General features: G+C 51.8%; 16 protein-coding genes. 10 read left to right on the top strand and 6 right to left on the bottom strand.

All coding sequences use genetic code 11. The features are described from left to right. Positions 1 to 4: 4 nt before the first annotated feature. The 3 genes from HII30_RS11750 to HII30_RS11740 form a co-directional block, all read right to left on the bottom strand. A complete protein-coding gene (locus tag HII30_RS11750; protein ID WP_169505226.1) occupies positions 5 to 991 on the bottom strand; it encodes an ROK family protein in 987 nt (328 codons plus the stop codon). Beyond that, the gene (locus HII30_RS11745; protein WP_169505225.1) at positions 978 to 2,843 is read right to left on the bottom strand and encodes a class I mannose-6-phosphate isomerase; all 1,866 of its coding nucleotides are present in this window, start codon (positions 2,841 to 2,843) and stop codon (positions 978 to 980) included. Before HII30_RS11745 ends, HII30_RS11750 begins: the two co-directional genes overlap by 14 nt. A 97-nt stretch (positions 2,844 to 2,940) precedes the next feature. After that, complete coding sequence (locus HII30_RS11740) at positions 2,941 to 3,945, bottom strand: AraC family transcriptional regulator (protein ID WP_169505224.1); 1,005 nt, start codon at positions 3,943 to 3,945, stop codon at positions 2,941 to 2,943. 128 nt (positions 3,946 to 4,073) lie between these two features. Between HII30_RS11740 and HII30_RS11735 the strand changes: the two genes are divergently transcribed. The 8 genes from HII30_RS11735 to HII30_RS11700 all read left to right on the top strand — a co-directional run bounded on the left by HII30_RS11735 (position 4,074) and on the right by HII30_RS11700 (position 10,884). Beyond that, a complete protein-coding gene (locus HII30_RS11735) occupies positions 4,074 to 4,898 on the top strand; it encodes an endonuclease/exonuclease/phosphatase family protein (protein ID WP_169505223.1) in 825 nt (274 codons plus the stop codon). An 80-nt stretch (positions 4,899 to 4,978) separates the two neighbouring features. Beyond that, entirely contained in the window at positions 4,979 to 6,403 is a 1,425-nt protein-coding gene (locus HII30_RS11730; protein WP_169505222.1) for an aspartate ammonia-lyase, read from the top strand. A 137-nt stretch (positions 6,404 to 6,540) separates the two neighbouring features. Next, positions 6,541 to 7,803 (top strand): cation:proton antiporter, encoded by a 1,263-nt coding sequence (locus tag HII30_RS11725; RefSeq protein ID WP_211184556.1) that lies wholly within the window; start codon positions 6,541 to 6,543, stop codon positions 7,801 to 7,803. Between the two features lie 22 nt (positions 7,804 to 7,825). Beyond that, positions 7,826 to 8,593 carry a DUF4184 family protein gene (locus HII30_RS11720; protein ID WP_169505221.1) on the top strand — a complete coding sequence of 256 codons (768 nt, stop codon included), beginning with the start codon at positions 7,826 to 7,828 and terminating at the stop codon, positions 8,591 to 8,593. Between the two features lie 2 nt (positions 8,594 to 8,595). Next, on the top strand, positions 8,596 to 9,234 hold the full coding sequence (locus HII30_RS11715) for an NUDIX hydrolase (RefSeq protein WP_169505220.1): 639 nt from the start codon (positions 8,596 to 8,598) through the stop codon (positions 9,232 to 9,234). Continuing rightward, on the top strand, positions 9,231 to 9,452 hold the full coding sequence (locus tag HII30_RS11710; RefSeq protein ID WP_169505219.1) for a hypothetical protein: 222 nt from the start codon (positions 9,231 to 9,233) through the stop codon (positions 9,450 to 9,452). Before HII30_RS11715 ends, HII30_RS11710 begins: the two co-directional genes overlap by 4 nt. Positions 9,453 to 9,554: 102 nt before the next feature. After that, positions 9,555 to 10,385: an inositol monophosphatase family protein gene (locus tag HII30_RS11705; protein ID WP_246246317.1), complete on the top strand. Its 831-nt coding sequence runs from the start codon at positions 9,555 to 9,557 to the stop codon at positions 10,383 to 10,385. Next, positions 10,366 to 10,884 (top strand): GNAT family N-acetyltransferase, encoded by a 519-nt coding sequence (locus HII30_RS11700; RefSeq protein WP_169505217.1) that lies wholly within the window; start codon positions 10,366 to 10,368, stop codon positions 10,882 to 10,884. Before HII30_RS11705 ends, HII30_RS11700 begins: the two co-directional genes overlap by 20 nt. Before the next feature lie 85 nt (positions 10,885 to 10,969). Here HII30_RS11700 and HII30_RS11695 read toward each other — a convergent pair whose 3' ends face one another. After that, positions 10,970 to 12,208: an anti sigma factor C-terminal domain-containing protein gene (locus HII30_RS11695; RefSeq protein ID WP_246246315.1), complete on the bottom strand. Its 1,239-nt coding sequence runs from the start codon at positions 12,206 to 12,208 to the stop codon at positions 10,970 to 10,972. Further along, on the bottom strand, positions 12,201 to 12,719 hold the full coding sequence (locus tag HII30_RS11690; RefSeq protein ID WP_169505216.1) for an RNA polymerase sigma factor: 519 nt from the start codon (positions 12,717 to 12,719) through the stop codon (positions 12,201 to 12,203). The genes HII30_RS11695 and HII30_RS11690 overlap by 8 nt, the downstream gene beginning before the upstream one ends. Before the next feature lie 208 nt (positions 12,720 to 12,927). On the opposite strand from HII30_RS11690, the gene HII30_RS11685 reads away from it, so the two are divergent. Beyond that, entirely contained in the window at positions 12,928 to 13,260 is a 333-nt protein-coding gene (locus HII30_RS11685) for a hypothetical protein (protein WP_169505215.1), read from the top strand. A 3-nt stretch (positions 13,261 to 13,263) separates the two neighbouring features. Here HII30_RS11685 and HII30_RS11680 read toward each other — a convergent pair whose 3' ends face one another. Then, entirely contained in the window at positions 13,264 to 14,151 is an 888-nt protein-coding gene (locus tag HII30_RS11680; protein WP_169505214.1) for an AraC family transcriptional regulator, read from the bottom strand. Positions 14,152 to 14,338: 187 nt separating this feature from the next. Between HII30_RS11680 and HII30_RS11675 the strand changes: the two genes are divergently transcribed. After that, positions 14,339 to 14,953 carry a DUF421 domain-containing protein gene (locus tag HII30_RS11675; RefSeq protein WP_169505213.1) on the top strand — a complete coding sequence of 205 codons (615 nt, stop codon included), beginning with the start codon at positions 14,339 to 14,341 and terminating at the stop codon, positions 14,951 to 14,953. Positions 14,954 to 15,010 lie beyond the last annotated feature (57 nt).

Here is a 15,010-nt window from a genome sequence, read left to right as displayed (position 1 = left end):
AATATTAGTTCCTGTCCGGTACCTCAAACAGTCTGTCAATGCCTTTGTACACAAAGGACATAGCGTCCGGAAACTGTACAATCTGAACCTGCAGCGGGCATAAAACCTGATGGAATGCATCTTCCCACAGCTTGCAGCTGTTGGAGATCTGTCCTCCAAGCACGATACGGTCCGGCTTGAATTCAGCCGCGTAGGGCAGGAGCAGTTCTCCCAGTTTTCGTCCATAATCCTGAAACAGCTCGCGGACTCCTTCATCTCCGTTGGCTGCCGCCCAGGCGAGGTCCGCGACATCCAGATCGCCGGTCTCCATGCCCCGGTCGGCTGCCATGCGGAGGATGCCCCTGCGGCCAAAATAATGATCTGCGATTCCGTCCCCGTAAGGTTCAGCGAACAGCATGCCATTATCCGGGACGCCGTCTTTTCCGGCGATGACCTGCCCTTCCGCGACGAAGGCAGATCCGAGTCCTGTCCCGAGTGTAAGGCAGATGAAGCGTTCGGATGGAAACAGCAGGCTGACGCCTGTGCCGAACAGCAGGGCATCATTGCCAAAGGCAATGGGTGCGGAGGCCAAAGCCTTCGTTGCTGGCGTAGACAGTGAAGTGTATAAGCGTGTCAATTCCTCCTGCAGCAGACTGCCGACCGAGAGGCCGTACAGAGCTTCATACTTCGCCACGCCCCGGAGCAGGGCAACCCCTTTTGCATAGTCAAAAGGGCCGGGAAACGCGAGTCCGATACATGTGTCCACGTCCGGGCCGATGGTTCCATACCGCGCCTGATAGGTTTCGAGCAGTGCAAGACAGGATCCCGCCAGGCCCTGGATAATGTCTGCGGCACTTCCTTGAGAACAGGAGGGCCGCTTCATCTCCACACCGGGTACGAGCTCGCCGTTCAGCAGGACAGAGCCTTTCAGAACGGTGCCGCCAGCATCTACAGCCAGAGTAAGCCGATTTCGCGCTGCCGGATGAAGCTCCGCTGGATCAGCGGAAATCATGTCCTGCCTCCTTGCCCGCTTTCCAGGCAAAAGGGAGCAGCGGCTGTTTCCAATCCGGATTGACGCTTGCAGCAATCAGCGTGACGGGAGCATCTGACAGGTTCTCCAGCCGGTAGGCGCCGACTTCTGCCGGTATGATGTAAGCTTCGGCATAGCCCCACTCTACCGCCATGTTTTCATTCGCTTGCGGCACCAGCCGCACACGCTGACCCTCCACGAGGTTCAGCATGACGAACTCCCCGCAGGTATCATCTTCCCACGTGTCCTGAAGCTTAAGACGCTTCACCTGGAACAGCAGATCATCGCGCTGGCCCAGCAGTTCTTCCGTGTTACCGCCCTGGCTGCGAACCACCTCTGGCCGGGCAATCAGCCCGTTCTCAGCCGCTGTGGTATCCATATCATCATCGATGTTATGCCGGGCATGCTCGGGATTCATCGGACGAGGCTTGCCGTCGGCATCCAGGCGCAGATAGTCATAGATTTTAAAGGTGAACCACCAGGGCGTGGAGGAAATTTCGAGCACCAGATTGTCTTTGCCGGAGCAGTGCACCGTGCCCTGAGGAATCAAATACAGATCCCCTGTAGAGGCTTCATATTCATTGACGTAGTCACTTACGGGCAGTGGTGTTTTGCTGTCATGTGCCTGTTCGACGGCTTCAAGCAGTGCGGCTCCGGTTACGCCATTTTTCAGGCCAAGATAGACCTTTGCTCCGGGCTCCTGCTTCATGATGTAATAGGACTCCTGCTGGGTCATGTGCTCATTGAACGTGGACTCGATATAAGACTGCTTGGGATGCACCTGCAGTGACAGTTTGCCGCCGTCCATCGTGTCCAGGTAATCAAACCGGATTGGAAAATAGTCTCCGAACAGCTCCACATTGCGCGGGCCCATAATCTGTTCCGGTGCAGCTTCCATGAGCAGGGTAAACGGAAGCTCGATCGTGGCAGACTGCACCTGAATCAGCAGCGTGTTCTCCGGCGCGATCGGCTCAAAGCTCCATGCGCAGTTAGGCCATTCCTCCGGCAGGTCGCACAGCTTTTTCAAATACTGGCCGCCCCAAATGCCGGGTGCAAAGAACGGCTTAACGCGGAAAGGCTGGCGGGACTGCTGTACAAGCACTCTCTTCAGCGCTTGGACCGGCAGGCCAACCGGATTGTCAGGCTGGTTCATATCGATATAAAAGGCCTTGTTCAAGGCCAACGTTTCGTAATGAGCAAGCCACTCGCGGCGATACGTCTCCCAGACTGGCCACTGCAGGAAATAACAGTCTTTGTACGTCTCGACCTTATCGGATGTATCGCCCAGCCCGAAGCTACCCATGCCGTTGGCATGGCGCAGCTGCTGGTTCTCACGCGAGAAATCGGCATAGAAGCTGATGTCCCCATATTCACCGGCAAGCAGTGCGGCTCCCGGGCCGTACAGTACATGAATGCCTCCTTGGCTGACGGCACTTTGAAGCTGATTCCGGGCATCCTGCTGCGCATCTTCCCGAAAGTATTGCAGAGGGCTTACGCCATGGGCAGTGAAGCCAAACGCCCGGTTATCTGTCAGATAAGAGGCCATGTCATGGCGCAGGCGTTCTTCGGGTTTTAGATAAGCAGAGGTAGAATTTGCTGAAGACGCTATACCTTCACGCTCACAGACTCCTTGAAGTGCTTGTATAAGTGCATCAAAATCCGTGCCGTGCGTTCCGTCGAGGAGCACAACCGTGCTGCCTTGTTCCTTCATGCCCTGATAAGCGGACAGTATGAGAGAAGACCAGGCTTCTGCACCTTCGTACATGAATACAGGCTGGTCCTGAACTGTAAGCCGGTTTACGGGATGTGATTGGAATGTCGTTTGAGGTGTCATGAATAAAAGTCCCTCCCTTACAATGTTGGCGTACACTTTCATTGTAGAAGGAGGGCAGGGAAACGTCTTTGTAAAAAGAGGATCTGTTTTTATAAAATCAGGACATGGTGTCCGAAGGGTTGAAGGTGGAGTCGAAACGTCCCTCTGTAAACTGGGAGCGCCGGAAACGTGCTGGGCTGACCCCCAGCTTTACCGTAAATACACGGGTGAAGTAGTGAACGGATTCAAATCCGCACAGGGCAGATATCTCTTTAATTTGGCGGTCTGTGGTGAGCAGCAGGCTCATTGCTTTTTGCACTCGCTGTTCCTGCACGTAATGGACAAAGGACTGATGCCTGTATTTGCGAAAGCTTCGTGTCAGATGCCTGGAGGTAATATGAAGGTGATGGGCTACGCGCTCCAGCGACAGCGGCTCGCTCAGATTATCCTGAATAAACAGCTCCGCCTGATGAATGATGAAGGCGCCCTCATCCATGCCTTCCGAATCTTCGGCAGACGGAGAACAGTGAGGTCCGTGGGCCGCGAGCAGAGACAGGATCAGGGAGAGGGCTGTATTTTGAAGGGTCAGCGGCGGATAAGCTGCTGCCGGCTTTTGCAAATCAAACATCGATAACAGAGCCTGCCATATATGAGACGAAGGATACAGGGTTCCATCGGGAATGACGGGTATGCCCACTCGGGCCAGTTTACCGAAAGCAGACAGGTAGTCCTGTGCTTCCTGCGCTTCTTGGCGTTCATGCTTCTCAGCTCCACCAAGTTCCACTGGCTCGTCAGGCTGGGCAGGCTCAAAAGCAACATAGCACAGGGCAAGGCCATCACGGCTCTTAATCTGGTGCGGGAGGCCGGGCCTGGAAAGAAACAGGGTTCCGGTGTTCAGCGGATACTCCTGATTTTCTTCAATATATGAGCCTGAGCCATGAAGCACATAGCAGGCCTCGAAGAATGAATGCTTGTGCTCCGTATTGTCAAAATGCCGGGGCATGAATCCCCAGTAGTGAATGTTCAGCGAAATTTCGGGCTGACGTATCGTATGCAGCGTACGGTTCAGCACGGCGTTGGCTTTTTTGAAAGCTGCAATCCGTGAACCTTCGTTCATGCTCATAAGAACAGCTCCTCTTTGGTCATGCGGCCGCTCATAGACAGGCCTTTGCCTTGCATCCAAAGTGTAAACCATATATCTTCGGCAAGAAAGGGCCATACTACTATGAACAAGAACAGCAGGTGATAATGATGAAAATCATGACATTAAACACTCACTCCTGGCAGGAAGAGCAGCAGATGGACAAAATCAAGCAGCTGGCTGCCTTCATCCACGAGCACGACATCGACGTGATCTCTCTTCAGGAAGTCAATCAAAGTATGGGCGCCGAGGCTGTACCGCATTCCCGTCTGACCCATTATCGGCCTGCAGAGCAGGACATCGTCATCAGGGAAGATAATTATGCATACATTTTGCAAAGAGAGCTGAAAACAGAATATTACTGGACCTGGGTTCCTGTACATGTCGGGTTTGTGACCTATGATGAGGGACTTGCGATTCTGTCCAAAATGCCGATCCAGCAGACGATGAGCCACTACGTGTCCGCCATGAGAGACTACAGCAATTACCGTACGCGCAAAATCTTAGGCATCCAGGCTTCCATGCAGGGAATGGACACCTGGTTTGTGAACGGACATTATGGCTGGTGGGAAGATGAGGAATCCTTTCGCGGACAGTGGGACAGGACGGAAGAAGTGCTGGCCGGCTTGAGGCAGGGGCGGCTGTTTATCATGGGTGATTTCAACAATGTTGCCGAGCGGAGAGGCGAGGGCTACGACTATCTCATGAACAAGGGCTGGCATGATCTGTATCTAACGGCAGCGGACCGTGACGAAGGGTTTACCGTGGTCAAAGCCATTGCCGGCTGGGAGGATAATAAACGTCCGCTTCGGATCGACTATATCTGCTCCAGCCATCCGGTCTCTGTGCTGACCTCCCGGGTTGTCATGAACGGGGAGAGGGGACCTGTCGTTTCGGATCATTTTGGCGTCATGGTTGAGATAGAAGGAAAATGAAGGTTAGGGTCGAATGGATAATGTGACCGGACATGTAAGGTTTGGGTCCGGAATGAACCCAAAAGGCTATGGTGATGTCAATGGTGGACGTTAACTATCGGACAGAAAAGGATTTTCTGGGGGAGAAGAAGCTGCCAGCCCAGGCGTATTACGGCATTAATACGGTGAGGGCGATTGAGAACTTTCCCATCAGCGGGGTGCCGATTCATCCGGAGCTGATTACCGCACTTGCAGATGTGAAGAAAGCGGCCGCGCTGGCTAACATGCAGCTGGGCCTGCTCCCGAAGAGCATCGGTCAGGTGATCGTGCAGGCAGCCGAAGAAGTGTTGAACGGACAATTCCGTTCGGAGTTTATTGTAGATTCCATTCAGGGAGGCGCAGGAACCTCCATTAATATGAACATGAACGAGGTGCTGGCCAATCGGGCACTGGAGCATCTCGGCAAAGTCAAAGGCGATTATTTCTACTGCAATCCCAATAACCATGTCAATATGTCGCAATCGACGAACGATGCCATACCGACAGCCATCCGCATTGCCTCGTACCGGCTGGCACAGGAGCTGCTGAGCGTTTTCCGCCAGCTGGTGGATGGCATCAAGGAAAAGGCAAAGCAGTTCGATTCGGTGATCAAAATGGGCCGTACCCATCTGCAGGATGCTGTTCCGATCCGGCTTGGACAGGAATTTGGTGCTTACGCCAGAGTGCTGAGCCGCGATATAGCACGCATCGAGCGTGCAGCACAGGGTCTGCTGGCTATTAATATGGGAGCCACCGCTGTAGGCACAGGGCTGAATGCACCTGTCGAATATATGGAAAGCGTGGTTGCGCTGCTGAAGGAACAGACGGGTATGCCGCTTGCCCAGGCGGATGATTTGGTCGATGCGACTCAGAACACCGATGCATACATGGAGCTTTCTGCAGCTTTGAAAGTATGTGCCGTCAACATCTCCAAAATGTGCAACGATATCCGCATGATGGCTTCCGGACCGAAGGCGGGCTTCAATGAGCTGCTCGTCCCGGCCCGTCAGCCGGGCTCGTCCATTATGCCGGGCAAGGTCAATCCGGTCATGGCGGAAGTGATGAACCAGATCGCTTTTCAGGTGATGGGCAACGATCACACGATCTGTCTGGCTTGTGAAGCGGGGCAATTTGAGCTCAATGTTATGGTGCCGGTTGCGGCGAATAATTTAATGCACTCGATCAAGATCTTGAAGAACGGCATGGAAGTATTTCATCGCAATCTGATTGCTGACCTGGAAGCAAATGTTGAGCGCTGCAAGCATTATGTCGATACGAGCTATGGCATCATTACGGCCCTGAACCCGCACCTGGGTTATGACGTGGCATCCCGGCTGGTGAAGGAGGCCCAGAAGACAGGCCAGAGCGTGAAGGAGATTATTTTGGAAAAAGGCATGCTCACCGAGGAACAGGTTGCATTGATTCTGGATCCGTATCACATGACGTCCCCGGGCATTGCGGGGGAGGAATTCCTGCTCAATCAGTAGTCAGCAAGTGAAAAAATTATTTACCGCCGGCCCCCATTCCAATGGGGGTCTTTATTTCATTCATCCACGAGTCTGTGATCAGGGTTATAATAGGTGGGGATTGTATAAAGATACATATTGAAGTGGAGGGAATCTGCATGTTCCATGAAATATTTATCCAGCTGCTGGTTCTTCTGGCCGTGTCGGTATGCGTGATTGCCGTGGCTAAAAAAATAAATCAGCCGTATTCTATCGCATTGGTTATCGTAGGGCTGCTTCTTGGGATCACCCATATTCCGTTTCTTGAAGAAGCGGAAACCTTTATTACGCAGTCCGATGTATTTCAGGTCATTATTATCTCATTATTTTTGCCGATTTTACTTGGGGACGCTACACTGAAGCTTCCTTTCTCGCATCTTCGGGAACAGAGCAAGCCGGTATTGGCTTTGGCTTTTGGCGGGACGTTGTTGTCGTTTCTGATTGTGGGCCTGTCCGGCCACTATCTGCTGGGCCTGCCGCTGGCGGTGGCCTTTACTTTTGGAGCATTGATGAGTGCCACAGACCCGATCAGCGTCATCTCTATTTTCAAATCCTTGGGCGTCCCCAAAAAGCTTGTGACCATCATTGAAGGAGAGTCTCTGTTCAATGATGGCATTGCCGTCGTCCTGTTTCAGATTTCCTCGGTTTATCTATTGACCTATTTAGAGATGGGCTGGGCGGGAATCGGCAGCGGACTGCTGCTGTTTCTCAAATTCAGTATCGGCGGTATTATTGTTGGTGCAGTGCTTGGATACATCTTCTCGCAGATTATTCGGCTGTATGACGATTATCCTTTAGAAATTGCCTTTTCCATGCTGTTATTCTTCGGCAGCTATTTCATCGCCGAGCACTTTCATGTGTCGGGTGTAATTGCTGTTGTGGTTGGCGGCCTGATTTTTGGCAGTTATGGTGCTAAGATCGGTATGTCCAAGACCACCGAGACGAACATTAACTCTTTTTGGGATGTCATTACGCTTGTGGCGAATTCCCTCATTTTCCTTATGGTCGGACTGGAGATCAAAAATATCGATTTTATGGATAAGTGGGGTTTGATTGCAGCAGCGATTGTAGTGGTGGTGGCCGCCAGAACACTCGCTTTATATACAAGCCTTTCCTGGCTGAAGGATTTCTCCGGCACCTGGAAAATGATCCTGAACTGGGGCGGCCTGAAAGGGAGCCTGTCCATCGCGCTGGCGCTAAGCCTGCCTTCCAGCTTTGAAGGACGTGAGGATGTGCTGGTGCTTACCTTTAGTGTGGTCCTGTTCTCGCTGCTGGTTCAGGGATTGTCCATTAAGCCGCTTGTATTAAAGCTGGGATTGAGCGGTGGGGGTGCGGGGACACCTTCAGGCAAATCTGCCGGTAAACCTTCAGAGGTGGAGTAACGCTGAATAAAAGGAGAGAGACATGCCGTTTACTTTTGCTCATCCCGTTTATGCTGCTCCTCTAAAATACATCCGCCCTGACTTTTTGAGTCTGACTGGGCTGGTGCTGGGGAGCATGTCGCCGGATTTTGAATACTTCCTCATGCTGGAACCCTATCAGAGTATAGGGCATTCCTTAACCGGTCTGCTGATACAGGCCATTCCATTAAGCATATTGTTCGCATGGTTATTTCATCATCATATTAAGAAGCCGCTGTCACTCCATCTTCCTTCACTCTTCAAGCTGGATCGGCGGGCTTATCACCTTGTAGGAGAATGGCGGCTGAAGAGCATGAAAGACTGGATCGTGTTCCTAATATCAGTCATTATCGGTTTTTACTCACATATTGTTATTGATGCGTTCACTCATGTTAACGGGTATGCTGTGCAGCGGCTCCCGTTTCTCGGCGAAGTGATGCTGTTCCAGCTGCCGCTGTATAAGCTGCTGCAGTACGGCCTCTCGCTCGCGGGTCTGCTGGCCCTGGTCATTTGGATATTGATCCGGTTGTCCCGATCCAGCTTCTCGAAGCAGGGAATGGGGATGCCAACCATCATGCCTGGGCAAAAAATATCGTTCTGGCTTCTTGCATTCCTGATCGCCGCAGTGGTAACGGTGCTGAAGCTGACGTTCACCAGCAGCACGAATAGGATCGGCATCCTGGTCGTTGCCCCGATTTCGGGATTGGCATTAGGTTTGGCCGTGGTCTCCTGGACCATGGGACGAAAACTGAAAGCGCAGGAGGGACACTGAGTATGTCGCAGGATGAGCTGTTTGATATTTTCGACGAGCATATGATCGTGATCGGTACAGACACCCGGCAAAATGTTCACAAGCACGGGTACTGGCACCAGACCTTTCACTGCTGGATTTGTGACCGGTCTGGAGATGGCGAACCCTTGATTCTTCTCCAGCTGCGCCATCCAGACAAGGACACGTTCCCGGGTTATCTGGACATTTCCTGTGCCGGGCATCTGCTTGCCGGAGAAACACCGGAGGATGGAGTTAGGGAGCTGGAGGAGGAGCTGGGCGTGACCGCCAAGCTGCAGGATCTGGTGTACAGCGGCCATGTTCAACAGGAATATGTCACCGAGCAGCTGAAGGACCGGGAGTGCACACATATCTACATCTACGAATGCAGCAAGCCGCTGGAGGAGTATGTTTTTCAAAAAAGCGAAATATCCGGCCTCTTCCAATGCACGGTGAAGGAGTATATGGACTTGATTCGGGGAGGAGTCACCGCGGTCACGATGCAGGGTGTTCTTTATGAAGAACAGCAGGATGAGCTGCGGCGGGTCAGCAGGCTTGTGACAGCCGAAGATATCACACCACAGTCTTCGCAGTATTATGAGGTGCTGTTCCGTGCGCTGGCTGATTATGTAGGTGATTTATGAAATCGCTGCTGTTATTGATTCGTTCGATATCGATCCCCACCGCTATCATTATTGGATTCAAGCCGCTTATTAACGAGAAGTGGGAATGGCAGGATCTGATTTTTCCATTATTTATGACGGCGGCGGTTGTCAGTCAGTTGATGCTGAACCGAATGGCGAAGGAAGATCGCAGTGTGAGCAGTAATGCAGGTAGTAGTGATAATAGCAGTGCAAGTTGAGGCCCTAATAGCAGTGCAGAGGATCGCTGGACCATGCGGGGCCCTCGGATTTTAACCGTTTTATCGTATCCACGTCCAAAAGATGCAAAAGGGGGAGTTAGCTTGGAAGCAAAGACTGCAGTGATCATAGAAGCTGCACGCGTAACGGCGGTCCGGGCCGCGAACAGAGCGGGCGAGATGATAAGGAGCTATTTTGACCGAAATGCGGTTATAGAGGAAAAAGGGCTGTTCGGAGACGTGGTCACTGAAGTAGACCGTAAGGCCGAAGAGGTGATTCTGGAGGAGATTATGTCCAAATTCCCGGATCATGGTATTCATAGCGAAGAAAGCGGATCAAACGGAAGGACAAGTGACTGGCTCTGGCTGGTGGATCCGCTGGACGGAACGAACAATTTTGTGATTGGGTTTCCTGCATTTTCGGTGTCCGTTACGTTAATGTATCGGCGGGAACCGGTGCTGGGCGTGATTTATGAACCCATGGTGGACCGCCTCTATGTCACTTCCAAGGATGGGGGGACTTCCTGCAATGGAAACCCGGTGCGTATTCGCAAGGGGGACCGCATTGAGCGGGGGACGATCGGCTGGATTCAAGGCCATGCTGTCCAGAATGACGAGCATGCCGTCCGTCTGCGCCACCACCTGGATTTCACATTCAAGCGTATGATGCGGCTGTGGGCGCCTACGCTGGTTTGGTGTATGCTGGCAAAGGGAGATATTGACGGCATCGTGCTGTATAACTCGGAAGGGGATGACCTGTATTCCGGTATATTAATGGTGCAGGAAGCGGGTGGTCTTGTGATGGATTTTGAAGGCAGACCGTTCAGCGGAATGACGCCGGAGCCTTATCTGATCGCTTGCCATCCGGAGCACAGAGAATATTTTCTAAAGGTAGTCAAGGAAGGAAGAGATACAATTGAACATATGCAAAGCTGATGTATCCCTGGCACAAGGGATTGCAGAGGTTCATATCTATAGCTGGAGGACAACGTACAAGGGAATCGTGGCAGACACCTACCTGTCCTCGTTGTCGGTGGAGAAAAGAGCCGCAGGATGGACATCCAAGCTGAACCAGCTGAATGACGATGAAGCAGTGTATGCAGCGCTGAACGATGAGGGCAAGGTTGTAGGCTTCGCAGTCGGAGGCCGCTGCCGGTACAAGGAGTTCCCATATGATGGGGAGCTGTACGCGATCTATTTGCTGGAAGAATATCAGAGGAAGGGCATCGGCAAGCAGCTGTTCATGTCTGTGGTGGATGACCTGAAGCAAGACGGCTGTACATCTATGATGACGTGGGTGCTTCAGGGAAACCCGGCAATGGATTTCTACACTTCACTGGGCGGTAAAGTTTTTGGACAGGAAGAAGTAGAGATCGGCGAGGAGAAGCATACCGAATTTGCGATGGGATGGGACACGCTTCCTGGTATGCACTAGGCGCGCCGGCCGCCGTACGCGTCCAATGTATGTGGAAAACCACATACATTCCGCGTCCGGCCGCTATCCAAGCCCCTCCAATGGTTTACTTATCCCAGCTCCATATTTCGATAGGCCCCAGCTGGAAGTTACGGAATTCTGGCTGTGCCTTCAGCTTCTCCAGCTCCCGTACAGGTCCAGTGACTGTGGCGCCGTAGACCTGCACGCCGTTCTCCTCCAGATACGCCAGCCGCTGCTCGTCGATGTCCTCTCCGTTATAGCTATTGCTGGCCATCATCCATTCCAGATTAGACAGCAGTAGTTCCACATGGGAAGTCATGTTTTCACCATCAGAAGGCCTGATCGAGCTCTGCCACATGGAAAGCTCATGATTCTCAAATATAGCCTTCGGCCTCAGCGTCAGGTGAGGAACTTCATATTCAGGTCCTCCATTACAGCAGCCCATGCTGTAGGGAGTTTCGAAAGCAGCCAACTCCCCCGCAAACACCGGCATACCCGTCACGCGAACATCGTAACCCTGCAAAAGCTTGATCAGCTCTCCCGGCGGCATCAACGTTTGGGTAGAGAAAGAAAGCTCCGCCACATATCCGTCTTCAATACTGCTTAACCGTGTCAGATCAGGCTCGATCCGCTCTTCGTTGTTACTTAAGCGTGACTTTTCCGACTGTATCTGCTCGTTATTTTCTAAGGCTTCAGGATCCTTCACTGCGGAATACGGCAAAATAAAACGCGGGCCATCATTTTCGTTCAGATACCTCCCGTCATGGCTTATCTTGTAGCTCATATGGCCTGTGATCGTCTTTTTAGCATGAACCTCACCAACGATGACCTGCCGGTCGCCAACCTCCCGAAACAGCTTCAGGTTTGCTTTTTGGCTGAGGAACGGAGTTACTTCAAATGGGCCTGTCACAGACTTCTCAACTTGAAGGCCGTCCTCATTCAGTTCAACAATCGAGATCACGGATCTGAAGAAATCCCCGCGAACTTGAGTCTGATTGAAATAAATATGTAATGCACCCAAGTACATGGTATATAGCAAAAATAATAACAGCGCCGCAGCCGCACCATTGATCAGCAGCCGCAAACGGGTGCGCCAGATCATCCGGCGGAATCGACCCGGGCTCCATGCCGGCGGCTCCGGTGTAAAATCTTCACTGCGCAGAACGCCCCGCTCCTCGTCCAGAGCATCGTGCTCCATGGCCATGTCATTTTCGCCGCGCAGAACGCCCTGCTCCGAACGCGCATCAGGTTCATCCTCATACAAATCACGCCGCTTATGCACATCATCTCGCTCTAGTTCTTTCTCTTTATCCTCTTCAGTCATCTTCTCCAGCTCCTTCTATAGCCATCATTTCCCGTTTGAATCGCTCCCTGGCGCGGTACAAGGTGACCTTGACCTGATCCGGGCTGAGCTCCAGCACTTCCCCCAATTCCTTATACGACAAACCGTCCATTTCCCGCAGCAGCAAAATACTCTGGTAAGACTCCGGCATCCGGCTGATTCCCCGCGCTACCCGAATTTGGCGCTCACTTGCACTCAAAGCTTCCTCGGGGGTCGGGTAGACGTTCTCCGGCTCCATGCTCGAAAGCTCCTCCTGCATCTGCACTTCGCCGCGCCGCTTTCGGAACCAGTCGATAAAAAGATGACGCGCCACCTTGTACAGCCATGCTCTGGCATATTCACGGTGTTCGGCTTTCATGGAGATCATCGCCCGGTAGAAGGTTTCTTGTACCAGTTCCTCGGCGATTTCCCTGGATCCGCACATCCGGTAGAGATAAAGGTAGAGCGAAGGCTGGTGCTGTTTGAACAGCTCGGTGTATAAATCGCTGCGCATGCATCTCATCCCTTTCATCTTGACAACGGCCGGCCAGTCGAAATGTTACACCCTTTTCAAAAAAAATCTCCGAGCCTCTGATCCGGCGGCCATCGGTTTGCCTGAGAATACGGAATGAAACGATGGGTTATTTTCAGCAAATTATATAACTTTTGCTTTGGAGAAACGTTCTAATAATGCATAAGGTTTTATCATAGGAGGTGTCTGCGTGAGAAATATTGCGGCTATGATTGCACTGATTTTTATCGCTGCACTCGCTTTAGCAGGTTGTAATGAGAGTGAAAAATCATACGCCTCCATCCTGATCTATGAGGACAGGGAATACATAGGTAAACACGTAGTATCAAAAGAAAAATATCAGAATATTGAAGAGGTCGGTGTGGTTTTGAGCAAGACTGAAGCAGATGAGCTTCCCGAAGATGATTTTTCGTCAAATGAAATGAAAATAGGCACAAAAATATATAAGGAAACAGAGCGTCACGACACACTTCTTCTGGAATATGACATAGAACAATATAAAGTTTTTGAAGTTCAAAATTGAGGTTTACATGCCCGGCGAGTTGCCGGACGAATTGCTCTGATCCCGCATGGACGTAGGGGAGTGGCCGGTCGTTTTTTTATACATTTTGGAGAACAAAAAGGGGTCCGTATAACCGACAGAGCGCGATACATCGCTTACCGTCAGATCCTTGTTCCGCAGAAGCTCGGTCGCGCGTGTCATCCGGTATTCCAGCAGGAAACGCTGCAGTGACAAGCCGAACCTGGATTTAAACAGCCCTGACAGATACGTGCGGTCCAATCCGACTTCGCGGGCAATATGCTGCACCGTAATTCTCTGACTATACTGGTTCTCGATAAATTCCACGGCCTGGCGGATATATTTATCTTTCGACGCTGGAGGGCCGGCGAAAGTACTATGTTCATCTGGAGAACAGCGGATCAGCTCGGCCATGATGCGGTACAGGATACTTAAGCTGAGCACATCCCGGCTTTTCTCCTCTCGTGCCGCTACCAGCTCATGGTGAAAGGATTCGAAGCTGGCGCTTTCCGATCTGCGCTCTGGTGCTCCATGGGCGAAAATATCAAAGACGGGCTGACGGCTACTTAAACCCGCACGCTGCATCAGGGATTTGGTCTGCACCCCTGCGAAGCCGTACCAGGAATAGGTCCATGGGTCATCTCCATCCGCCTGGTAATGCACAAGTGTTCCGGGAGGGATCATAAAGCCCTGGCCTGCCTGCAGATCATAATGGTGGTCCCCGATCTGAAAGCGGCCTTGGCCGCTATGTATATAATGTATGATATAGGAGTCTCGGAGGCCGGGGCCCCAGGCGTGAGACGGTATACATTTCTCTTTGCCAAAAAACAGCAGACGGAGATCCAGCTGCGGGTCGGACGAGGAGTGAAACAAGTCTACCTTGTTTTGGGTCATGAGCGGCCGCCGCCTTTCGTAGATGAGAGTATTTCTTCTATATTAATATATAGGATAACTGTTTAGAAAGTGTTGGCTCCTGCGGTTCTTCGTTGTTCTTCATGAAGTCCGGCCTGGCGCAGGTTATTTTTCCCATGGAACGGGAAGCCTAACGATAAGGCTGACTGTGTTGTGGGAGGAGATGACGATGAACGTGATATTGGTATTAAAATCCATTGGAATCGTTATTTTAGGAACCCTGCTGTTCCGGATCGGTGGCAGGAAGTCTATTGCCCAGATGAGCATTACCCAGGTCATCATTATGATCAGTATCGGCTCGCTCCTGGTTTATCCGCTAAGAGAGGAAAATTACTGGGTGACGATGGGGCTTGCAGGTGTGCTCGTCCTGACCATGCTGGCCATGGAGTTTATAGAATTTTATGTAAATCGAATGGAAACGCTGATTTCAGGTAAAGCGGTCCTGGTCATCGTGCAGGGCCAGTTCCATGAGCAGAATCTGAAGCGGCTTCGTCTAACAGTAGACAAACTGGAGATGAGGCTTCGGCAAGTGGGGATCAACCGGATCTCGGATGTAGAATGGGCGACGCTGGAGGTCAGCGGAAATATAGGCTATGCCTTAAAGCCTGAGAAGCAGCCGGCAACCCGGGAAGATCTGAACAGGATTGTGGAGCTCCTGCAGCAGCTTCATCCCGATTTGAAGCAGCAGCCACCACCTCAACCTGCAGAGAGTTCTCCCGATAACAATATATTTACCGAGTTAGTACGAACTAAAGAGAACAGCAATCCTGAAAAATGGCAGTAAACATCATCGTTCCCCAAAAAAGTGACTCTATAGGAGTCATTTTTTTCGTTCCAATCT

The organism is Paenibacillus lemnae (assembly GCF_012933385.1).
Taxonomy (GTDB): Bacteria; Bacillota; Bacilli; order Paenibacillales; family Paenibacillaceae; genus Paenibacillus_AQ; species Paenibacillus_AQ lemnae.
The sequence above is the reverse complement of the archived record's forward strand: the minus strand, read 5'-3'. Positions and strand labels throughout refer to the sequence as shown.